Below are 23,098 nucleotides of genomic sequence, written 5' to 3' on the forward strand. Positions count from 1 at the left end.
CTCTTCCGCTGCACTCATTTCCGCTGTTTCTTCAGTCTCTTGACGCAGTACTGTTTCTGGCGGCGCGGCAGTGATTTCTCCTGCTTGCTTTTCTGCTTCGGCCTCTTGGCGCAGCTCTGCTTCCGGCACTGACGGCGCGGCCTCTTCCGCTGCACTCATTTCCGCTGTTTCTTCCGGCTCTTGACGCAGTGCTGCTTCTGGCGGCGTGGCAGTGATTTCTCCTGCTTGCTTTTCTGCTTCGGCCTCTTGGTGCAGCTCTGCTTCTCGAACCGGCGGCGAGGCCTCTTCCGCTGCACTCATTTTCGTTGTTTCTTCCAGCTCTTGACGCAGTGCTGTTTCTGGCGGCGCGGCAGTGATTTCTCCTGCCTGCTTTTCTGCTTCGGCCTCTTGGCGCAGCTCTGCTTCTGGCACCGGCGGCGCGGCCTCTTCCGATTCTAGATGCAGACCCGCTTCTGGGGCGAGCGATGCCAAATCTTCCGCTGCATTCTCTTCTGCTTCTTCCGACTCTTGACGAAGTACAGCTTCGGGAGTTGGCGGGGGGGAGTCTTCCGCTTGATTTTCATCAGTTTCTGGCTCTCGATTATTTAGTGACGGCGACTCAGATGTATGGTTATCCTCATCTTTGCCCTGCAAAAATTCCGGCGCAGCATACAGAGGAGCTTCAGGCTGCCTGATCTCATTTTCATCAAGCAGACCCTCAATGGCTAAATCAGCTTGGATGGTTAAAAGGCGTGACTCCGATAATTGATAATCAAACGCATCAATAAACACAAACACATCATTCAAATGGCTCACTTTATTTTTCGGAATGGTGATGTCAACAGGGAAGCAATGGGTCAGCTCTGCCGTTCCGTCCTCTCTGGTCCTGACTTCCTCTACAAACCTCTTTTCCGTAATCAGTTCTTCAAAATCTCTGCTTTGATCTATGTTGTACTCACCTGTAAGTTCTAGCGATCCTCTGATTGATACGTAATCATTTACTTCCTGCACCCTAATATCAGGATCTAATGAAATGGAAAGCAATTCAGAAACTTCCTGTCCTTTTTGGAAACAGATTGATTCTTCTACAGAAAATTGCAAACGATGATTTTGCGGCAAGTTCATATCCTCCTTTCACCTAATCCTTAAAATTAGATGTCACTAAAGGTGTATGTCTGAAGGGGGGGAAATATGAATGGGGAATACAGAAAAAACCGGTACAAGGAAGGCCTTATACCGGTTTTGATAGCTTACGCCCGACTGATATCAGCAAATACTTTTTCAGCCGCTTGGATTGTTTTTTCAATGTCTTCATCAGAATGCGCAGTCGACAGGAAGAGTCCCTCAAACTGTGATGGCGGGAGGAACACACCTTCGTTTGCCATTCCTTTATAATACTTGGCGAACAGCTTCAAATCAGATGATTTGGCTGCCTCATAGTTAACAACAGGGTCGTTAGTAAAGAAGAAACCGATCATCGAACCGGCGCGGTTAAACGTATGCGGAATTCCGTAAGTTTCAGCCGCTTTTGAAATGCCTTCTTCCAGTCTGTCGCCTTTTTTGATAAATGCTTTATAGGAGTCAGGAGTGAGCTGCTTTAACGTTTCAAGTCCCGCGGTCATAGCGAGCGGGTTGCCTGATAACGTGCCGGCCTGATAAATCGGACCGCTTGGTGCAATCTGCTCCATGATTTCCGCTTTTCCGCCATATGCGCCGACTGGAAGGCCGCCGCCGATGACCTTGCCTAAACACGTCAAATCAGGCGTCACGCCAAAATAGCCTTGCGCACACTGGTAGTCCACTCTAAATCCAGTCATGACTTCATCAAAGATCAACAGCGAGCCGTGCTGTTCAGTGATATCGCGCAACCCTTGAAGGAAGCCTTCACGCGGAGGAACAACCCCCATATTTCCGGCTACCGGCTCAACGATGACACCGGCGATATCTTCACCGTACTCTTGAAAAGCAAGTTTAACACTTTCCATATCATTGTACGGCACAGTAATTGTATTTTTTGCCACGCCTTCCGGAACCCCCGGGCTGTCAGGCAGACCGAGCGTCGCTACACCGGAACCCGCTTTAATAAGCAGAGAATCGCCATGCCCGTGGTAGCATCCTTCAAATTTGAGAATTTTATTTCTTCCCGTATAACCCCTTGCCAAACGGAGTGCACTCATAGTCGCTTCGGTTCCCGAGCTGACCATCCGAACGATTTCCAATGAAGGCACACGGTCTATGACCAGCTTCGCAAGTTCATTTTCCACCTCTGTCGATGCCCCGAAGCTCGTCCCGTATTCTGCCACTTTTTTAAGGCTTTCCACAACCTGATCGTTTGTGTGCCCAAGAATTAAAGGACCCCAAGACAGGACATAATCAATATATTCGTTTCCATCAATGTCAAAGATTTTTGATCCTTTTCCACGCTCCATAAAGATAGGGTCCATGTCCACAGATTTAAAGGCGCGCACAGGGCTGTTCACCCCGCCCGGCATTAGTTTTAGAGCTTCCTTAAAAGCGGCTTTTGATTTTTCATAGCTTCTCATCTGCCTCAACTCCCGTCAAATGAAATAATTACTCCGCAAGCCATTTGGCTGCGTCTTTTGCATGGTACGTCATAATAAGGTCCGCGCCTGCACGCTTCATGCTTGTTAAAATTTCTAACACCATTTCTTTTTCTTTGATCCAGCCGTTTTGTGCCGCAGCCTTCACCATCGAATACTCCCCGCTTACATTATAAGCCACAAGCGGCAGGTTATATTGATTTTTCACGTCACGCATGATGTCTAAATAAGACATAGACGGCTTGACGATTAAAAAGTCTGCGCCTTCGGCAACGTCTGATTCCGCTTCACGAAGCGCTTCCAGACGGTTGGCAGGATCCATTTGATACGTTTTACGGTCGCCGAATTGCGGTGTGCTGTCAGCCGCATCACGGAACGGGCCGTAAAATTCACTTGAATATTTTACAGCATAAGACATGATCGGAATATTGACGAATCCTTCTTGATCGAGCGCTTCTCTGATAACTGCGACAAAGCCGTCCATCATGTTTGATGGCGCAATAATGTCCGCACCCGCTTTAGCTTGGCTTACCGCGGTTTGCGCTAACAGCTCAAGCGATTCATCATTCAGAATTTCCCCCTCTTTGACAAGGCCGCAATGCCCGTGATCCGTATACTCACATAAACAAGTATCAGCGATGACGACAAGCTCAGGAAAATGCTTTTTGATTTCGGCAATGGCTTTTTGCACAATTCCGTGATCATGGAAAGCCTGAGTGCCGCAGCTGTCTTTTTCTTCCGGGATTCCGAAAACGATGACAGACTTAATGCCGAGATTGACAAGCTCAGCCATTTCGTCCTTCAGTATATCTAATGATACGTGATAAACGTCCGGCATTGAAGGGACGGCTTTTTTTCCCTCAAGCCCTTCCACGACAAAAATCGGATAAATAAAATCCGACGGGTGCAAACGTGTTTCCTTTACTAATTCTCTCATACTTGCGTTTGCGCGCAAACGGCGGTGTCTGTTAAACGTTTGATTCATCTTAATCCTTCCTTTCTTGACATGCTGCACATCAATGTCAGCATTCCTTCTACCGTGAATGTTTCGGGGATATGAGACGAAATGCCGTACTGCATCAGTGCCTCCTGTGTTAAAGGGCCGATGCTGATATAATTCGTCCTGTCATTCTCCCAGACTCTTTCTCCATTTCCCAGCGCGTGCATAAATGTATGCACAGAGGATGAGCTTGTAAATGTAATATAATCAAATGAAGAACGGCCAGCAGCTTGTCTCAGCTCAGCTATGCCTTGTTCATCGGGAACGGTATTGTACAACACCCATTCTCTGACCTGAAAGCCAAGAGGCTCCAGCTCTGTTTTTATCACACCCCGTGATAAATTGCCTTTTATGACCGTGACCCGATCACTTATTAATGCATGCTTCTTTAATGTATCAGCCAAGCACTCCGCAATATATGTATCCGGCATTACATCCACCGTTACATCACGGGTTTGCAAGTACCTGGCCGTCTTCTCGCCGACAGCGGCAATCTTTTTCTGCGCCGGATGAGGCAGTCCGTTTTCCTTCAGGTAGGAAAAAAAGAATTGAGCGCCATTTACACTGGTAAAGACAAGCCAGCCCGGTTCAGAAAGATCCTTTTGAAGCTTGTTTGCATATTCATTGGGTAAAGCTTTCTGAAATGTAATAAGCGAAGCTGAAACAGCCGATCCGCCGAGCGCCTCTACTTTCTGTTGAAACGAAGCCGCCTGCGCTTTGTTGCGGGTGACAAGCACGGTCTTTCTTTCTAAAGGAAGATCATCACTCCGCATCCTGATCAAGCTCCTGTTTGACACGATCGATTAATGCTTTGGCTCCTTTATCCGACATAAGCGCCGCACAACGTTTGCCGATTTCTTCTGGATCGTTTCCAGCCACCTTCTCTTTGAAAATCGTTTTTCCGTCAGGTGAAGCCACAAGCCCTGTTAACTGAACTTCATCTTGATCATTTATTGTCGCATAACCGGCGATCGGAACCTGACAGCCGCCTTCCATTGCATTCAGAAAGGCTCTTTCGGCTAATACAGTGCGTTTTGTATATTCGTCGGTAAATTGAGAGAACAGCCGCAGCAGCTCTTCATCCGATTCTCTGCACTCAATCGCAAGCGCGCCTTGGCCGACAGCAGGGAGACAGCGCTCCGGCTCGAGAAATTCCGTGACGACATCATCCTTCCAGCCCATTCTGGACAGACCGGCGGCAGCTAAAATGATCGCATCGTAATCTTCTGTTTCCAGCTTATGAAGCCTCGTATCTATGTTGCCTCTAATCCACTTAATTGTAAGATCCGGACGCTCGACTAACAGCTGAGCGCTTCTTCTCAGACTGCTTGTGCCGATCACTCCGCCTTCCTTAATGTCAGAAAGTTTTTGATGACGTTTTGATATCAGCGCATCACGCGGGTCCTCCCGTTTCGGGATACACCCGATAGTAAGACCTTCCGGCAGTGAAGCCGGCATGTCCTTCATGCTGTGGACCGCCATATCAATGTCTTCGTTCAAAAGCGCTTGCTCGATTTCTTTCACAAACAGCCCTTTGCCGCCCACTTTTGACAATGTGACATCAAGGATACGGTCGCCTTTCGTCACAATTTCTTTAATTTCAAATGTATAGGAGGGTTCTATTTCCTCCAGTTTTTTAATCACCCATTTTGTTTGGGTCATCGCGAGTTTGCTCCGTCTGGAACCTACCTTAATCGTTCTCATTTATCTTTCCTCCCGAATCTGTTTGGGAACCGTTATTTTAGCTGAACCAATGGAATTGCGACAGGCTTCCGAGCAGAAAGTAATTAATCATCAGCACGAGAAAACAAGCAGTATTCCACAGCGCTGCTACTTTTCCCTGAAGCTCTTTAATCAATCTGATATATAAGTAGTAGCTGTATAAAAGCAGCACGATAAACGAGCCCATCACCTTGGCGTCAAACCAATATAGCGTTTCAATCGAGACATATGCCCAAATTACGCCGAGAATCAAGCTCAGCAAAAGCATCGGAACCCCGATGACATTCAGAACATATGCCATATAATCGAGCTTTGATAAATCCTCAATCCTCAGCAGCCATTTTCCCCACTTTTTCTTTTTCAACAAATTGTATTGAAATAGGTAAAGCACTGAAAACACAAAGGAAAGCGAAAAGGCCCCGTACGAGAGGATCGCCATTGTAATATGGATAACCAAAAGCTCCGAGACAAGCTGTCCGGAAAAAGCCGCAGAATGTTGCTCCGTCGGTGAAAACGTATGAATGGCTATCATAGAAAATCCGATAACGTTAGTAAAAAACACAATAAAGTCCACACGCAAAAGCTTTGTCAGCACAAGAGACAAGGTGACAAGCACCCACGCGTAAAAATAAAGGGCTTCTGTCACATTTAAGACCGGGAACCTTCCTGTCACCCACATAAAGTAAGTAAGATAGACAGTTTGAAGAGTCCAGACAATAGAAAGCAACCAGAAGGCCATTTTTCCAGCCTTCCGGTTGTGTTGAAGAAAGTCTATAAAATAAAAGAGTACGCTAAGTGCATAAATGACAATGGTGCCCTCATTAAGTCTTGCCATTGCTGTATCAATCATTGAGCCTTCACTCACTTACAAGTGGGGCAAAGCCCGCTTTTGATTCAGCCTGTTTAAACGTATGGACCGGTTGACGGCCATCCGCGCTTTTCTCCGTTTGCCGCCCTGATGCTTCTTCAATATCAAAAATTTGCATGAACAAAGCAAGCTTTTCCTCTGAATCAGCCTCAGCCGCAAGCTCTTTCGCTTTCAAAATCGGATCACGGAGCATTTGATTAATAATGCTTTTTGTATGTTTATTCAGCAATTTCTTCTCTCTCGTGCTCAAATGGGGCAGCTTTCGTTCAATGCTGTTCATTGTATCTGATTGAATGGAAAGCGCCTTTTCTCGCAACGCCGAAATGACCGGAACCACACCGAGTGTATTCAGCCATTGTTTAAACTCAACAATCTCCGCTTCAATAAACAGTTCAACCTTTTCAGCTGTTTCACGGCGCTCCTTCAAGTTGGCTTCGACGATTCCTTCAAGGTCGTCAATGTCATAAAGGAAAACGCCCTCGACATCGCTTAAAGCAGGATCAAGGTCTCTCGGCACAGCGATATCCACCATAAATAACGGACGCCCTTTTCGAAGTTTATTCGCCCGTTCCATCATTTCTTTTGACACGACAAAATCATTCGCACCAGTAGAACTGATTAAAATATCGGCTTTTGATAGCGCGCTTTCAAGCTGGTTCAAGCTTTGCGCTTCTCCGGAAAAACGGTCTGCAAGTTCTTTTGCTTTCATATATGTTCGGTTAATGACTGTCACCTTGCCGATTCCCTGCCCGTGAAGATTTTCAGCGGCCAGCTCGCCCATTTTTCCCGCACCGAGAATTAAAATGTGCTTCCCGGAAAGAGAGCCAAAGATTTTCTTTGCAAGTTCAACGGCAGCATAACTGACTGAAACCGCGTTTGAGCCGATGTCTGTTTCAGCATGAGTCCGTTTGCCCACCGTTACAGCCTGTTTAAACAGCGCATTGAAAACGGTGCCAATCGTTTTCTCTTCTTGGGCCGCCTTAAAACTCGCACGAACTTGACCGAGAATCTGTGTTTCGCCGATGATCATGGAATCAAGTCCGCAGGCCACCCGGAATAAATGCTCTACAGCCGCATCGCTTTCATAAAAGGTTAAAAACGGCGATAGATCTTCTTTGCTTAGCCCAAACCACTCGGCTAAAAATCTTTTTATATAATAACGGCCGGTATGAAGCTGGTCCACGACCGCATAAATTTCAGTGCGGTTGCAGGTCGACACAATGATATTTTCTAGGATGCTCTTTTCTTCTTTTAATTGAAGCATCGCTTCTGCCAGCTCATCCGGCTGAAAACTTACTTTTTCACGTATTTCAATTGGGGCTGATTTATAATCTACTCCCACAACAAGAATATGCATAGCCTTTTATTGCACCCCCAACACCCAACTTTTATTTATAATCATTCTAACATAGAATTCATTATTTATAATGATTATAACATAGTTTCTTTTAGAAAATGTGAACAGATTTCAAAAATGTTATGCTATATTATAAAAAGCTTCACGAAGGAAGCAGGTTCCTATTGAAAATACCAAAAACAGCAGAGATTTACCAAAAATCCGCTCAACAAACAAGAAGGTGATCCAATGAAAAAATCAATTTTAATTCCTTGTCTGCTGCTGGCCTCGTCATTATACGCATGGCTTCAAAGCGGTCAATTAGAATTATTTTCAGGCCAGGATCAATGGCCCGTTCTTCTTATGCTATTAGGCGCCGCGTTTATTTATCAAGGTAAAAAAGAAGCGGCAGCCTCTCATTTCTTTATTGGCATGGTTCTTTTCGGAATCGGTTTGCACTTTTTCGCGAAACCGTCATTAGACTGGTGGCCGGACGATTTTGAAATGATCATATTCGTTATTGGCTTCTCTCTGCTTGCGTCAACCATTCAAAAAAAAGAATATGTATATGAAGCCGTTTCGATGATTTGTTTTTCCCTGTTTCTGTACTTTTTTAAACAGATTACAGCTTGGCTTGATTCTGCGCACATCCCGACGGCGCTTTTTAAAGAGTACTGGCCGTTTGTGTTTATTGCGATCAGTTTATTGTTATTATTAATAAAAAGAAAAAAAACTATACGATAAATAAAAAACCGGCAGAGAAATTCTCTACCGGTTTATCATTTTTTTAATGGCTCCCCACGCTTCATCTTTCCCCTTTTTCGTTTCAGAGGAAAACAGAATCAGCTCGTCTTCCGGCTCGATATTAAGCGTTTGTCTGACCACTTTTGCGTGTTTATCCCATTTCCCTTTCGGAATCTTGTCCGCTTTCGTAGCGATAATAATCACAGGAATGCCATAATGCTTTAAGAAATCATACATTGACACGTCATCTGCTGACGGGGCGTGCCTCAAATCAACGATCTGCACCACTGCTTTCAATTCCTCACGTGTGGTGATATAGGTTTCAATCATTCTGCCCCACGCTTCACGCTCTGTTTTTGAGACTTTGGCAAAGCCATAACCAGGTACATCCACGAAATGAAGTTCATCGTTTATGATATAAAAATTCAAGGTTTGTGTTTTTCCCGGTTTAGATGATGTTCTGGCAAGATTTTTACGATTGATTAATGAATTGATAAAAGATGACTTTCCTACGTTTGATCTTCCGGCCAGCGCAATTTCCGGAAGGCCCCCCTCAGGGTACTGTTCCGGTTTTACTGCGCTGATCACGATATCTGACTTTGTTACTTTCATGTTTTCTCTCCCACTAAAGCATACTCCAAAACTTCGTCTAGATGTGACGCTAACACAAAGGTTAACCCTTCTCTGACGCTTTCGGGTATGTCTTCTATATCTTTTTCGTTGTCTTTCGGCGCAATGATTGTGGTTATACCCGCACGATGTGCGCCGAGCGCTTTTTCTTTCAGTCCGCCGATCGGCAGCACGCGGCCTCTCAGCGTAATTTCTCCTGTCATCCCGACTTCCCGGGATACCGGGCGCCCTGTTAAAGCGGAAACAAGCGCTGTGGCCATTGTTATTCCCGCTGACGGCCCGTCTTTAGGTACCGCTCCTTCCGGAACATGGATGTGAATATCATATTTCTCATGAAAATCAGGTTTGATTCCGAGCTCTTCAGCTTTTGAACGGACATAACTGAATGCCGCCTGTGCCGATTCTCTCATCACATCCCCAAGCTTTCCGGTCAAAATGAGCTTGCCTTTCCCAGGTGATAACGATACTTCAATGGACAGCGTGTCTCCTCCGACCGTCGTGTAGGCCAATCCCGTGACTACTCCCACCTGATCTTCCTTTTCCGCTTGGCCGTATCTGAAAATCCGTTTGCCGATAAAATCCTGAAGATTTTTTTCAGTCACCGTAATCCGCTTTCTTTCCTTTGCTACAATTGATTTGGCAGCTTTACGGCAAATTGCGGCAAGCTGGCGTTCAAGGCTTCTGACCCCTGCTTCTCTCGTATAGTAACGGATGATATCAAGAATCGCCTGATCGCGTATTTGCAAGTTTCCTTTTTTCAGCCCGTGCTCTTTAAGCTGTTTCGGCAGTAAATGATCTTTTACAATTTCAAGCTTCTCTATTTCAGTGTATCCTGATATATTGATGATTTCCATTCTGTCTCTGAGAGGGCCCGGAATCGTTGCCAGATTATTAGCCGTTGCGATAAAAAGAACTTTCGATAAATCAAAGTTTTCTTCGATGTAGTGATCACTGAATGTGCTGTTTTGTTCCGGATCCAGCACTTCAAGCATAGCAGACGAAGGGTCGCCTTTGAAATCCGAAGACATCTTATCAATTTCATCTAACAAGAAAACCGGATTCCGCTTGCCGGCTTTTTTCATTCCCTGAATAATACGCCCCGGCATCGCACCGACATAAGTTCGTCTGTGTCCGCGGATTTCTGATTCATCACGAACACCGCCAAGCGAGATTCTCACAAAGCTGCGGCCCATGCTTTTTGCAATGGACTTTGCCAGAGATGTTTTCCCGACTCCCGGAGGTCCCGCCAGACAAAGAATCGGACCTTTTAATGATTTTGTCAGCTGCTGAACGGCTAAGTATTCCAAAATCCGTTCTTTTACTTTCTCAAGTCCGTGATGCTCTTCATCTAAAAGATCACCGGCTGCTTTTATGTCAAGCTTATCTTCTGTCGCATCCGTCCAAGGGAGCGCAATAAGCCAGTCGATATAATTGCGGATCACAGAGCTTTCCGCGGAACTGGACGGGACTTTTTCGTAACGGCTTAATTCTTTCAGCGCCGTTTCTTTGACATGGTCCGGCATGCCCGCTTGTTCAATTTTTTCTGTCAAGGTTTGGACCTCGCCCGTTTTCCCTTCTTTATCGCCAAGTTCTTTTTGAATCGCCTTCATCTGTTCGCGCAAATAATATTCCTTTTGCGTGCGCTCCATCGACCGTTTGACGCGCTGGCCGATTTTCTTCTCAATTTCAAGCACTTCTTTTTCATTATTGATCAAATCAATTACTTTGTTCAGCCTGTCTTTTACAGCAGCCGTTTCTAAAATATCCTGTTTGTCCTTTAATTTCAGCGGAAGATGCGAAGCGACGATGTCCGCCATTCTGCCGGGCTCTTCAATATCAGTAACAGCGGCATAGGTTTCAGCCGATATTTTTTTAGAAATTTTTATGTACTGGTCAAAATGATCCAACAAGGTACGCATCAAGGCTTCGTCTTCTACGTCTTTCGAATCATCTTCGTGAATGAGCTGAATATCAACTGTTGTATACTCTTCCAGTTCCGTGTATTCAGTGATTTGCGCGCGTTGTATCCCCTCAACCAGAACTCGGATTGTTCCGTTCGGAAGTTTCAGCATCTGTTTGATTTTTGTATAGGTGCCGACAGTAAAAATTTCATTTTCACCCGGTTCGTCTATAGAAATATCCTGCTGAGTGGCTAAAAATATCATATGATCATGCATCATTGCCTGTTCAAGAGCCTGAACCGACTTATCACGGCCCACATCTAAATGCAAAACCATCGTCGGGTACACCAATAAGCCTCTTAAAGGGAGGAGCGGGATGCTGCGTTTTAATTCTTCTGCCATGTGACTGACACCTCCGTGACTTTAGTATGAACCATTATAATACAACTTTTTCATCCTTGTACAATTCCAGGATTTCATAGTTCCGAAATTGACAACATGTATCCATCCGGTTCGATTTTCTAAAAAGCAGTCTCCTCGTAGTATACCCTTTCTTTCTAATCTGAAAAAGGAAAAGATGACCTTCATGAAAAAAACCCTATTATTATAATAGGGTTAAACGGATTCTTTATTGATTTCGATGGGAAATGGTTTTTGCTCAGAAGGCGGATCAATCAACGCCGCATCCAGCACCTCTTGGAACGTTTTGACCGTTATAATAGTGATGCCATCAATTTGTTTGAGAATCGACTGCTTATTGTCATAAGGAATAATGACCTTCTGTGCACCGGAGTGTTTCGCCGCTTTAATTTTAGGAATTACACCGCCGATTGGCTTTACAAGCCCGTTCAAGCTGATTTCTCCTGTCATCGCAACCTTATTGTCGATCGGAATCTTATGAATCGCAGAAAAAATCCCCGCCGCCATCGCTATACCCGCGGAAGGTCCGTCAATCGGAATGCCGCCGGGAAAATTGATATGAATATCATAATCCGTCGGTTTGATTCCCATTGTGCGGAGAACGGTTAACACGTTTTCCACTGAGCCTTTCGCCATGCTTTTCCGGCGAATTGATTTTGACTGGCTGCCGATGCTTTCTTCTTCCGCAATCCCGGTGATGTTAATTGATCCCTTATCCTGAGCAGCTGTTACATTCACTTCAATTTCGAGCAATGAGCCGCTGTTAGGTCCGTAAACAGCAAGTCCGTTTACGATCCCGACTTGCGGGGCGGAACCGATTTTCTGTTCGTGTTTAGGAGTCAGCTGACTGGAATGGACGACCCATTCAACATCTTCAATGGTAATGTCTTTCCGTTCTTCAGTGACTGCCATACCGGCAGCGATTTGAATCATATTGACAACTTCCCGCCCGTTTCGTGTATAGCTCGTTAATAAATCAAGCCCCTTGTCAGAAATGTCTTTTTGAATCTTATCTGCCGCGGTTTTCGCAACTGCTTTCAGCTCGTCTTTCTCAAGTTCCCGGAAAAACACTTCTAAACAGCGGGAACGAATCGCCGGCGGAATCTCGTTCGGCATTCTCGTTGTCGCCCCAATAAGGCGAAAATCAGCCGGAAGCCCGTTTTGAAAAATATCATGGATGTGATTGGGGATTTGCGTATTCTCTTCACTGTAATAAGCGCTGTCCAAGAACACTTTGCGATCCTCAAGCACCTTGAGCATTTTATTCATTTGAATAGGGTGCAGCTCACCAATTTCATCAATAAACAGCACCCCACCGTGGGCATGCGTCACAGCCCCCTGCTTCGGCTGCGGAATTCCGGCCTGCCCCATTGCACCCGCTCCTTGATAAATCGGATCATGCACTGAGCCGATAAGCGGATCTGCAATTCCCCTTTCGTCAAAACGGGCTGTCGTCGCATCCAATTCTACAAAAACAGCTTGTTCATTAAAGGGTGATTGTTTATGTTTTTTTGCTTCTTCCAGCACAAGACGGGCTGCTGCTGTTTTGCCGACGCCCGGAGGCCCGTAGATGATAACGTGCTGCGGATTAGGCCCGCACAATGCAGCTTTTAAAGCTTTAATCCCATCTTCCTGTCCGACAATATCCTGAAAGCTTTTAGGCCGAACTTTTTCTGATAAAGGCTCCGATAAGCGGATAGAGCGCATTTTACGCAGCTGCTCCATCTCCTTTTTCGATTCTTTATCTATTGTAACCTTCTGTGTCCTTTGGTTTTTCAGCAAATTCCAAAAATATAATCCGATGACAATCCCAAAAAACAGCTGTATAAATAATGCGATCCCTGTCCAACTCATGATGGTCCCTCCTGAAAAAACGATTTATGTATCAATTTATTCCTCTGCCTGCTAGTATCTCCCAGACAAGAGCTGAATAAACGTTTTTGAGAAGAGTTTACACGAGAAAAAAGCCTCCTGAATGTCACCACTCAGGAGGCTTTTTAGACGCATTATGCAGATGTTTTATCTTCATTAATAACTGTGCCGTCTTTTAACACAAGACGCGGCGCTTCACCGTCTGCCACTGTTGCTCCGGTGATGACACATTTTTCGATATCATCACGGGAAGGCAGATCAAACATTACATCAAGCATGATGCCTTCAATAATAGAACGAAGTCCGCGCGCGCCTGTTTTGCGCTCGATCGCTTTTTTGGCAATTTCAGCTAAAGCGTCTTCTTCAAACTCAAGCTCAACGTCATCAAGCTCAAGCATTTTCTTATATTGTTTGACAAGAGCGTTTTTCGGTTTAGTTAAAATTTCAACCAACGCTGTTTCGTCAAGCTGTTCAAGGCTTGCAATGACTGGAAGACGACCGATAAATTCAGGAATTAACCCGAAACGAAGCAAATCTTCAGGAAGTACTTTTGAGAGAAGTTCTTCTTTTTCCAGATCTGCAACTTTGTTATCCGATCCGAATCCGATCACTTTTTGGCCTAAACGGCGTTTAATGATCTGTTCGATACCGTCAAAGGCACCGCCGCAAATAAACAGAATGTTTGTTGTGTCGATTTGGATAAACTCCTGATGCGGGTGTTTACGTCCGCCTTGAGGCGGCACGCTTGCCACTGTGCCTTCAAGGATTTTCAGCAATGCCTGCTGCACACCTTCACCGGACACATCACGTGTAATAGACGGATTCTCAGATTTTCTTGCAACTTTATCAATTTCGTCAATATAGATAATGCCTTTTTCCGCTTTTTCGACATCATAATCGGCTGCTTGGATGAGCTTTAATAGGATGTTTTCAACATCTTCACCGACATATCCGGCTTCCGTTAATGATGTAGCGTCAGCAATGGCAAACGGTACATTTAATATACGGGCCAGTGTTTGGGCAAGAAGGGTTTTACCGCTTCCTGTCGGTCCGATCATTGAAATGTTACTTTTTGACAGCTCGACATCGTCCACTTTGCTGTTAGAGTTGATACGCTTGTAGTGGTTATAAACCGCAACAGCCAGTGATTTTTTCGCTTGTTCCTGTCCGATAACATATTCGTTGAGAATTTCACGAATTTCCTGCGGCTTCGGAACGTCCTTAAATTCCACTTCTTCTTCTGTTCCGAGTTCCTCTTCTACAATCTCCGTGCAGAGCTCGATACATTCGTCGCATATATAAACACCAGGTCCGGCAACCAGCTTACGAACCTGGTCCTGTGTTTTTCCGCAGAACGAGCATTTTAATTGTCCTTTTTCCTCGTTGAATTTAAACATTCTTTCACCCCTTAATCTTGTCTCACTTTTTTCTTTTACCAGAAGAGCAAAAGAAAATGATTCTTGAAACGATCGAGTATGTATTGCATTTTACCATACTTTCCAAAAAGACGGTAACGATGTGTTTCTTACTTGCACATTCTATATGTATGACAAAAAACAGCCCGGCATTAACTATCTTGCCCCAAGAAAAAGAGATATATCATAATTGTACAAAACAAGGCACGAATTATTCGCGCCCTGTTTTGTTATAACTATTATTATGCACCATCTTAGCGGTTTTCTACAAGAAAATCAATTGCTTTGCGAACTTTTAAATCTTCTTTCATTGCGTCAGTTGAACCGATCGCTTGTTTGATGTTTTCAACAGGCATGTTGTATGCTTCAGCCATTTTAGTAAGCTCAGCATCTACTTCCTCATCTGTTACTTCAAGATTTTCCGCTTGAGCGATTGCTTCAAGAGTCAGGTTAGATTTTACGCGTTTTGCAGCATCTTCTTTCATTTGCTCTTTTAACGCGTTTTCGTCTTGTCCTGAGAATTGAGTGTAAAGCTCAAGGTTCATACCTTGCATTTGCAGACGCTGTTCGAATTCTTTCATCATGCGGTCAAGCTCAGTGTCAATCATAGCCTGAGGCACGTCAGCTTCAGCATTTTCAGAAGCTTTCAGAACAAGCTCTTCACGCAATTTAGCGTCAGCTTCGTTTTCTTTCGCTTCTTCTAAACGTTTCTTTGTTTTTTCAGTCAATTCAGCAAGAGTTTCAACTTCTTCGTCTACGTCTTTTGCGAACTCGTCATCAAGCTCAGGAAGTTCTTTTGCTTTGATTTCATGGATTTTCACTTTGAAAACAGCAGGCTTTCCGGCAAGGTCTTCAGCATGGTACTCTTCAGGGAATGTCACTTCAACATCCTTTTCAGCGCCAGCTTCAAGGCCTGTAAGCTGCTCTTCGAAACCAGGAATGAATGAGCCTGAACCAACTTCAAGTGAGTAGTTCTCAGCTTTTCCGCCTTCGAATGCTTCTCCGTCTACGAATCCTTCGAAATCAAGAACAACTGTGTTTCCTTCTTCTACAGTGCCTTCTTCTTTTACGACAAGCTCAGCTTGACGCTCTTGAAGTGCTTTCAATTCGTTTTGGACGTCTTCGTCAGTTACAGCCGTTTCATCTTTTTCAACGTTGAGGCCTTTGTAATCGCCAAGCTTCACTTCAGGTTTAACAGTCACTTTAGCAGTGAAGATCAAGCTTTCGCCTTTTTCGATTTTTTCAACGTCGATTTCCGGACGGTCTACAGGCTCGATACCCGCTTCTTCAATTGCTTTAGGGTATTCTACAGGAAGTAAAATATCCAAAGCATCTTGGTAAAGAGCTTCAACGCCAAAGCGCTGTTCGAATAATCCGCGAGGAATTTTTCCTTTACGGAAGCCTGGAATTGATACTTGCTTCACTACTTTTTTAAATGCATCATCAAGAGCTGTTTTAAACGTTTCAGCATCAACTTCAACCGTTAAAACGCCTTCGTTTCCTTCTTGTTTTTCCCATTTTACAGACATGTGTTTCCCTCCAAAAATCTATTCAGGTTGTGTCGGTTCTCCATTCTAAAGCAATGTAACGGCTTCGTCCAACAAAAACAAAGCTGCTAAAGATCAGAATCATTATGTACAATGAAAGCCTGTCCAACCATATTTCCTATTCTTTAACCCGTTATACACAAATACAACCATTATATTATAACATAACACATAACGCTTTCAACTATATGGCGCGATTTACAAATAAGAAATTTCTTCAATATCTTTGATCATCTTACACGCTTCTTCAAGTTCTCTGTCGGTGAACTCATACATCATGTGCAGTTCTTCTCTGTCAATTTCAATTCCGTGCAGCTCATAACCGACTTTATGCAGAGCAGCCGCCCACAGGTCGGCACTAAGCAATTTGGGCTGAAACGGATATAAAACGTACAGATGCCTTCTCCACAGCTCCTCAACGGCAGCGTAAAGGGTCGGATTCTCATTTCCGAGCGTCTCATCAAGCAAGCGGAGCACACGGTGTAAAATAGGCGCGGCTTCAGGCTGTACAGCTTCGCTCGGAAGAGTCGTCATGGATTCGCCAAACTTGGTGATATGGACCGGTTTGTTATAGTCATGCTCCGCCATTAAATGGAGAATCATTGTTTTGATGACCGGATGCGCGGCGGGATCCTGAAGGATTGTTTTTAACAGTCCTGTATGGCTGGCCAGATTGCGGTCTTTTAATGAATGGATCAAATTCATTTGTTCCTCAGGGCTTGATAACAGTTTCTCTGTGTCCAGGCCGTCCTCGTCTTCTTCAGCCCAGGCCTCGTCCTGACGCTCCGGATCAGTCATTTTCCGGCTGAAATCAAGCAGCTTATAAAACTGTTCTGCGCTTTCCGCCGGAAGCTGATTTTCTTCCAGAACGGCTTCAATCGTGCTTTTCACTTCTTCATATTGCTTTAGCTGAATCAAAATGGTCATGTAGACCTGTAAAACGGTAAAATAATGGCCGTATCCTTCTTTCAGCATTTTCTCACACACGTTTTTTGCATCTTCCAGTTCGCCAAGCTCTAAAAAACAGATAGCCATTCCTAAATGAAGATCGGATTCTTTATCTTCATAGTGCATGGCTTCTGAAAACAGCTGAAGGGCTTCCTGATACTTTTTTTCCTTCAAAGCAGCCATTCCCTTATCCACAAGCCGGTCTTTCAGATTAGGAAAAGGAATAATCTTTGCGTTTTTCTTGTCATGCGTCATACCTATATTCCTTTCAGGCACTTATTTTTTTCAAGTGTAACAACACACGTTCATAAACACAAGAAAGGAAAGGCTTGTCATTGATAAAAAAAGCTGCCGATCAAATGTCGGGCAGCTTTTTTTCAGGCTTGAAGCCAAGAACTTCTTTTCGTTTCAAATTGATTGATTTCATCTTCAAGCAAAAGCGTTAATGAAATTTCATCATGTCCGTTTACAAGCATCTCTTTCCAATGCGGATCAACATCAAAGGAAATCTCGTTCCCCTCGCTGTCATGAATCAGCTGATTTTCAAGATCAACAGTCATTGTCAAAGACTGATTTTCATACTGACCGGCGAGTTCCTTCCAGTTTTCATATGGCATACGAATCGGCAACATACCGTTTTTAAAGCAGTTTTGATGAAAAATGTCGGCAAATGACGGTGCGATGATAATCTTAAAGCCGTAATCATCAAGCGCCCATGGAGCATGTTCGCGTGATGATCCGCAGCCGAAGTTTTCTCCGGCTATTAAAATGGATGCTCCCTGGTAAGCCGGCTGGTTTAATTCAAAATCCGGATTCGGCTCTCCGTCAGCTGAGTATCTCCAGTCGAAAAATGCAAATCGGCCGTAACCCGTTCTTTCAATTCTTTTCAAAAACTGTTTCGGAATAATCTGGTCCGTGTCCACGTTAATTCGGTTTAATACGGCCGTTTTTCCTGTATGGGTTTTTAAAGGTTCCATCTCGCGCACTCCTTACACAACTGTTTTTTCCTGATAATACTTCCTTACATCAACGAAGCGGCCGTGAATGGCGGCCATAGCAGCCATTGCCGGGCTGACGAGATGAGTTTTGGCGCCTTTCCCCTGTCTTCCTTCGAAGTTGCGGTTGGATGTCGACGCACAGCGTTCTCCCTCAGGGACAACATCATTATTCATGCTTAAACACATGCTGCATCCTGACTCTCTCCACTCAAACCCGGCTTCCAGGAAAATATGATGAAGCCCTTCTTTCTCAGCCTCCAGCTTTACGCTTTGGGAGCCGGGAACAACGATTGCTCTGACTTTATCAGATACCTTTTGGCCCTTGATCATTTCGGCGGCCTGACGAAGATCCGTCATGCGAGAATTGGTGCATGATCCGATAAACACATGCTCCACTATAATGTCTTCTATTTTTTGATGAGGCGTAACACCCATGTATTCATATGCGCGGATTGCTTCTTTCTTATCGTCTTCCGCCGCAAAGCTTTCAGGCGCCGGGATTTCTGAATCCACAGGAAGAACCATTCCAGGATTGATTCCCCATGTCACCATCGGAGAAATCTCGTTTCCATCCAGGACGATTGATTTATCGTACACAGCACCATGGTCTGTTCTTAACGCTTTCCATTCATCTACCGCTTTATCAAACTCTTCGCCTTTAGGCGTGTACTTGCGGTTTTTGCAATACTCAAATGTAATCTCATCGGGCGCAATCATGCCTGCTCTGGCACCTGCTTCGATCGACATGTTGCAAACAGTCATCCGCTCATCCATCGACATGTTTCTGAATACTTCCCCAGTGTATTCAATGACATATCCCGTGCCGAATTTCACGCCGTATTTACCGATGACGGCAAGAATGACATCCTTCGCCGTTACCCCTTTTTGAAGCGTTCCATCTACACGGACTTCAAGCGTTTTCGGTCGCTGCTGCCAAAGTGTCTGTGTGGAAAGAACATGTTCAACCTCACTCGTGCCGATACCAAAAGCCAGTGCACCGAATGCTCCGTGAGTTGATGTATGGCTGTCGCCGCACACAATGGTTTTACCCGGCAGCGTCAATCCGAGCTCAGGTCCGACCACATGGACAATTCCTTGATCCACGCTGTGAAGATCGGCAAGGCGGACGCCAAATTCTTCACAATTCCGTTCCAGCGCAGTCACCTGACGCTTCGCAACTTCATCCTTAATCTCAAAGCGATTCACGGTAGGAATATTATGATCCATTGTCGCAAACGTATTTTGAGGCCTTCTGACCTTTCTTCCTTTTTGTCTCAAGCCTTCAAAGGCCTGAGGAGATGTCACCTCATGAATAAGGTGCAAATCAATATAGAGAAGATCCGGTTTTTCCTCACCATTTTTTACTACATGCCGATCCCAAATCTTTTCGATGATCGTTCGAGGCATCATCTTTATTTCCTCCCTCTACCTATGAACTAAGACCGCTTATTTTTCAAGCTGTCACACTATAGAAATTGTATTTTCCCCGGCTAACGCAGCCTTAACTTCCTCAGTAATCGTCTGAGTGTTGCTATACTCTTGATTTTTCGTTAAATCTCTTGTTCTTTTGCCAGCAGCGAGTACTTTGTTTACCGCATTTTCTACCGCTTTTGCTTCGTCTTCCAGACCGAAAGATGTTCTCAAAAGCATTGCCGCTGACAAAATGGCCGCAAAAGGATTTGCCATTCCCTTACCTGCGATATCAGGAGCAGAGCCATGGACAGGTTCAAATAAATGAAGACCGGAGCTTGATAAGCTGGCTGATGGGAGCATTCCGAGAGAACCCGTCAGCATGGAAGCTTCGTCACTTAAAATGTCTCCGAACATATTTTCTGTCACGACCACATCAAATTGGCTCGGCTCGTAGATCAGCTGCATCGCCGCATTATCGACGAGCATATGCTCAAGCTTCACATCTGGAAATTCTTTAACGACATCTTCAGCCACTTCACGCCACAAACGGCTGGATTCAAGAACATTCGCTTTATCGACAGACGTTACTTTGCCTTTTCTCCCTTGGGCCATTTTAAAGCCTTCTCTGATCACACGTTCAATCTCTTCCCGCTTATAAAAGAGAGTGTCTACAGCCTCTTGTGCTCCTTCGCTGTTTACGTATCGTTTGCTCGGCTGACCGAAATATAAACCGCCTGTCAGCTCTCGCACAATAACGAAATCAACGTTATCAATGTATTCCTGTTTTAAAGGAGACGCGTCAGCAAGGCTATCAAACACTTTCACAGGACGCAGGTTCGCAAAAAGATCAAGCTGTTTTCTGATGCCGAGCAAGCCTTTCTCAGGTCTAAGCTCTGAAGGGTTTTGATCCCATTTTGGGCCGCCGACAGCGCCCAGCAAAATCGCGTCCGCATTTTTACAAACGGTGACCGTTTCTTCTGGCAGAGGATTGTTATGTTCATCAATCGCGGCTCCTCCAATCAGGCCGTATTCGAATACAAACTCATGGCTGAACCTTTCGGCAACACTTTTCAATACGTCTACCGCTGATTCAAGTACTTCTGGGCCGATCCCGTCTCCGGGTAAAAGAGCAATTCTTTTCTTCAAGTTAACCGTTCTCCTTTCTGCTACGATCCGACAGCTGTATAGTTCTTTAATCCGCTCATATTAGATTGAAAGACCAATTGGCGATTGACTGCGTTTAAATAGGCTTTTGCGGAAGCTTCCAGCACATCCTGTGCGATGCCCCGCCCAGCTGATTCTTTACCATTAACAAGCACTCTCACATAAACTTGCGCAAATGCGTCTTCGCCTTTTCTATTAGACTGAATCCGATAATCAAGCAGTTCTATATCTTTATCCATACAGCGCTCAAGTGTGTTATAGATCGCTTCTACGCTTCCGGCTCCCGTAGCAGCTTCCTGTATCAGTTCGTCAGTTTCTTGATTTTTTAATGACACAGTCGCAGTCGGCACTTGTGATGTTCCATAATGAACTTGAAGAGAAAGAAAGTCATAGCCAATCTTGCGGTCTGTTACTTTTTCTTCTAAAATAAGAGAGACAAGATCCTCATCTGTGATTTCCTTTTTCTTCTCTGTCAGGTCTTTAAACATCGTAAAGAATTTATTAATTTCCTCATGTTCAAACTGGAACCCTAAAGTGACAAGTCTGTCTTTAAACGCATGGCGTCCGGAGTGCTTTCCTAACACTAAAGCGTCAACCGTGACACCGACCAGCTCAGGTGAGATAATTTCATAAGTGGATTTTTCTTTCAAGAAGCCGTCCTGGTGAATGCCTGATTCGTGGGCGAATGCATTGTCTCCAACAACTGCTTTGTTGCGCGGAACCGCCATTCCGGTCAACTTGCTCACCAAATCACTTGTACGCTTTACTTCATTTAAAGTAATAGATGACTCAGCGTTGTAGTAATCTTTTCTGATGTGGAGGGCAACTGCGACTTCTTCAAGCGCTGCATTTCCGGCTCTTTCACCGATTCCGTTAATGGCACATTCAATTTGATCCGCACCGTTTTCAATTGCGGCGAGCGAATTCGCAACCGCCATTCCCAAATCATCGTGGCAGTGAGCGGAAAGCTTCACTTTATCAATGTTCGGAACGTTTTCTTTCATATATTTAAAGATTTTTCCGTACTCTGCAGGAGCTAAATAACCGACAGTATCAGGAAGGTTAATGACACTCGCCCCGGCATCTATCACTTTTTCAACAATCTGCGCTAAAAATGGAAGCTCAGTCCGGCACGCATCCTCTGCGGACCATTGGACAACCGGGAAGCGTTCCTTCGCATATTTCACCATCGCAACCGCTTTTTCAACGACCTCATCACGGGTCATTTTCAGTTTGTGCTTCAAATGGATGTCAGATGTGGCGATAAACACGTGTATCCTTGGAAAAGCTCCGTCTTTTAATGCGTCCCAAGCCGCGTCGATGTCCCCTTTAACAGCGCGGGCAAGCCCGGTGACTGAACATTGCTTAACAGTTCTTGCAATTTCCTGAACAGCTAAGAAATCCCCTCGGGATGAAGCGGGAAACCCCGCTTCGATTACATCTGCCCCGAGTCTTTCAAGCTGCTTTGCAATGGCTAGCTTCTCTTGAGCGTTTAAGTTCACGCCGGGAGACTGTTCACCGTCACGAAGCGTCGTGTCAAAGAAATTAATTTTGCGCAACGGAGACCACCGCTTCCTTCTTCTTGCCTTGTTTGACAAACGGCATCATTTCACGAAGCTTTCTGCCGACGATTTCAATTTGATGCTCGTTTTCACTCGTATTAATTGCGTTGAAGCGAGGGCGGTTCACTTGATTTTCTACGATCCATTCTTTTGCGAATGTTCCGTTTTGGATGTCTTTTAAGACTTCTTTCATAGATTCTTTTACACTTTCGTCTACAACGCGAGGTCCTGATACGAAGTCTCCCCACTGCGCAGTGTCAGAGATAGAATATCTCATTCCAGCCAAACCTTCTTCATACATAAGGTCTACGATTAATTTCAACTCATGAAGACACTCGAAGTATGCAAGTTCAGGCTGATAACCAGCTTCTGTCAACGTTTCAAAACCTGCTTTCACAAGTGCTGATAATCCTCCGCAAAGGACTGCCTGCTCACCGAAAAGATCTGTTTCCGTTTCTTCTTTAAATGTTGTTTCCAATACACCCGCTCTTGCTCCGCCGATTCCTTTTGCATAAGCTAGCGCAGTGTCTTTCGCTTCGCCTGTAACGTCTTGATAGATAGCGAACAATGCAGGTACGCCGGCGCCTTGCTCATATGTTCTTCTTACAAGATGCCCCGGTCCTTTTGGAGCTACAAGGAATACGTCTACATCTGCCGGAGGGACGATCTGGTGGAAATGAACGTTGAACCCGTGGGCGAATACCAATGATTTCCCTGCTGTTAATTCATCTTTGATTTCAGCTTCATATACTTTTTGCTGCTGCTCATCCGGAAGAAGAACCATGATGATATCTGCTTGCGCCGCTGCTTCTTTTACCGAACATACCTTGTGGCCGTCTTCTTGAGCCTGAGTAAAGGACTTACCTTGTCTTACGCCGACTACAACGTCAATTCCGCTTTCTTTTAAGTTCAAAGCATGCGCGTGTCCTTGCGAACCGTAACCGATAATCGCTACTTTTTTGCCATTCAATACGTTTTCTTTGATATCACCGTTATAATATACTTTTACCATTTCAAA

18 protein-coding genes and 1 pseudogene are annotated in these 23,098 nt (G+C 44.8%); 1 reads left to right on the forward strand and 18 read right to left on the reverse strand.

Annotated elements, in window-relative coordinates; all coding sequences use genetic code 11:
- The 7 genes and pseudogenes from AXI57_RS12385 to hemA all read right to left on the reverse strand — a co-directional run.
- Positions 1-1,098, reverse strand: a pseudogene (locus AXI57_RS12385) (hypothetical protein); the annotation flags it as partial.
- A 131-nt stretch (positions 1,099-1,229) separates the two neighbouring features.
- Positions 1,230-2,522, reverse strand: coding sequence for a glutamate-1-semialdehyde 2,1-aminomutase (gene hemL, locus AXI57_RS12390; RefSeq protein ID WP_061572651.1), 1,293 nt, complete (start codon positions 2,520-2,522; stop codon positions 1,230-1,232).
- Between the two features lie 28 nt (positions 2,523-2,550).
- A complete protein-coding gene (gene hemB / locus AXI57_RS12395) occupies positions 2,551-3,525 on the reverse strand; it encodes a porphobilinogen synthase (RefSeq protein WP_003325221.1) in 975 nt (324 codons plus the stop codon).
- Positions 3,522-4,313 carry a uroporphyrinogen-III synthase gene (locus AXI57_RS12400; protein ID WP_061670254.1) on the reverse strand — a complete coding sequence of 264 codons (792 nt, stop codon included), beginning with the start codon at positions 4,311-4,313 and terminating at the stop codon, positions 3,522-3,524. Before AXI57_RS12400 ends, hemB begins: the two co-directional genes overlap by 4 nt.
- Positions 4,303-5,244, reverse strand: coding sequence for a hydroxymethylbilane synthase (gene hemC, locus AXI57_RS12405; protein WP_061670255.1), 942 nt, complete (start codon positions 5,242-5,244; stop codon positions 4,303-4,305). Before hemC ends, AXI57_RS12400 begins: the two co-directional genes overlap by 11 nt.
- A gap of 37 nt (positions 5,245-5,281) precedes the next feature.
- Positions 5,282-6,112: a cytochrome c biogenesis protein gene (locus AXI57_RS12410; protein WP_061670256.1), complete on the reverse strand. Its 831-nt coding sequence runs from the start codon at positions 6,110-6,112 to the stop codon at positions 5,282-5,284.
- Between the two features lie 7 nt (positions 6,113-6,119).
- Positions 6,120-7,487: a glutamyl-tRNA reductase gene (gene hemA / locus AXI57_RS12415; RefSeq protein WP_061670257.1), complete on the reverse strand. Its 1,368-nt coding sequence runs from the start codon at positions 7,485-7,487 to the stop codon at positions 6,120-6,122.
- A 228-nt stretch (positions 7,488-7,715) separates the two neighbouring features.
- Between hemA and AXI57_RS12420 the strand changes: the two genes are divergently transcribed.
- Positions 7,716-8,210 (forward strand): hypothetical protein, encoded by a 495-nt coding sequence (locus tag AXI57_RS12420; RefSeq protein ID WP_061670258.1) that lies wholly within the window; start codon positions 7,716-7,718, stop codon positions 8,208-8,210.
- Positions 8,211-8,234: 24 nt separating this feature from the next.
- Here AXI57_RS12420 and yihA read toward each other — a convergent pair whose 3' ends face one another.
- The 11 genes from yihA to ilvC all read right to left on the reverse strand — a co-directional run bounded on the left by yihA (position 8,235) and on the right by ilvC (position 23,092).
- Positions 8,235-8,822, reverse strand: coding sequence for a ribosome biogenesis GTP-binding protein YihA/YsxC (gene yihA / locus AXI57_RS12425; protein ID WP_010789392.1), 588 nt, complete (start codon positions 8,820-8,822; stop codon positions 8,235-8,237).
- On the reverse strand, positions 8,819-11,143 hold the full coding sequence (gene lon, locus AXI57_RS12430; RefSeq protein ID WP_061670259.1) for an endopeptidase La: 2,325 nt from the start codon (positions 11,141-11,143) through the stop codon (positions 8,819-8,821). The genes yihA and lon overlap by 4 nt, the downstream gene beginning before the upstream one ends.
- A 213-nt stretch (positions 11,144-11,356) precedes the next feature.
- Positions 11,357-13,015, reverse strand: a complete 1,659-nt coding sequence (gene lonB / locus AXI57_RS12435) for an ATP-dependent protease LonB (protein WP_061670260.1) — start codon at positions 13,013-13,015, stop codon at positions 11,357-11,359.
- A gap of 152 nt (positions 13,016-13,167) precedes the next feature.
- Complete coding sequence (gene clpX / locus AXI57_RS12440; RefSeq protein WP_003325212.1) at positions 13,168-14,430, reverse strand: ATP-dependent protease ATP-binding subunit ClpX; 1,263 nt, start codon at positions 14,428-14,430, stop codon at positions 13,168-13,170.
- 272 nt (positions 14,431-14,702) lie between these two features.
- Positions 14,703-15,977: a trigger factor gene (gene tig, locus AXI57_RS12445; RefSeq protein WP_003325210.1), complete on the reverse strand. Its 1,275-nt coding sequence runs from the start codon at positions 15,975-15,977 to the stop codon at positions 14,703-14,705.
- A 216-nt stretch (positions 15,978-16,193) separates the two neighbouring features.
- A complete protein-coding gene (gene ddcA / locus AXI57_RS12450; RefSeq protein WP_061670261.1) occupies positions 16,194-17,198 on the reverse strand; it encodes a DNA damage checkpoint antagonist DdcA in 1,005 nt (334 codons plus the stop codon).
- A 122-nt stretch (positions 17,199-17,320) separates the two neighbouring features.
- A complete protein-coding gene (gene leuD, locus AXI57_RS12455; RefSeq protein WP_061670262.1) occupies positions 17,321-17,920 on the reverse strand; it encodes a 3-isopropylmalate dehydratase small subunit in 600 nt (199 codons plus the stop codon).
- A 12-nt stretch (positions 17,921-17,932) separates the two neighbouring features.
- The gene (gene leuC / locus AXI57_RS12460) at positions 17,933-19,351 is read right to left on the reverse strand and encodes a 3-isopropylmalate dehydratase large subunit (protein ID WP_061670263.1); all 1,419 of its coding nucleotides are present in this window, start codon (positions 19,349-19,351) and stop codon (positions 17,933-17,935) included.
- 51 nt (positions 19,352-19,402) lie between these two features.
- A complete protein-coding gene (leuB, locus tag AXI57_RS12465) occupies positions 19,403-20,500 on the reverse strand; it encodes a 3-isopropylmalate dehydrogenase (RefSeq protein ID WP_061670264.1) in 1,098 nt (365 codons plus the stop codon).
- 20 nt (positions 20,501-20,520) lie between these two features.
- The gene (locus AXI57_RS12470; RefSeq protein WP_061670265.1) at positions 20,521-22,077 is read right to left on the reverse strand and encodes a 2-isopropylmalate synthase; all 1,557 of its coding nucleotides are present in this window, start codon (positions 22,075-22,077) and stop codon (positions 20,521-20,523) included.
- Positions 22,064-23,092 carry a ketol-acid reductoisomerase gene (gene ilvC / locus AXI57_RS12475; protein WP_061670266.1) on the reverse strand — a complete coding sequence of 343 codons (1,029 nt, stop codon included), beginning with the start codon at positions 23,090-23,092 and terminating at the stop codon, positions 22,064-22,066. Before ilvC ends, AXI57_RS12470 begins: the two co-directional genes overlap by 14 nt.
- Positions 23,093-23,098: the final 6 nt, after the last annotated feature.

It is taken from the genome of Bacillus atrophaeus, from assembly GCF_001584335.1.
Taxonomy (GTDB): domain Bacteria; phylum Bacillota; class Bacilli; order Bacillales; family Bacillaceae; genus Bacillus; species Bacillus atrophaeus.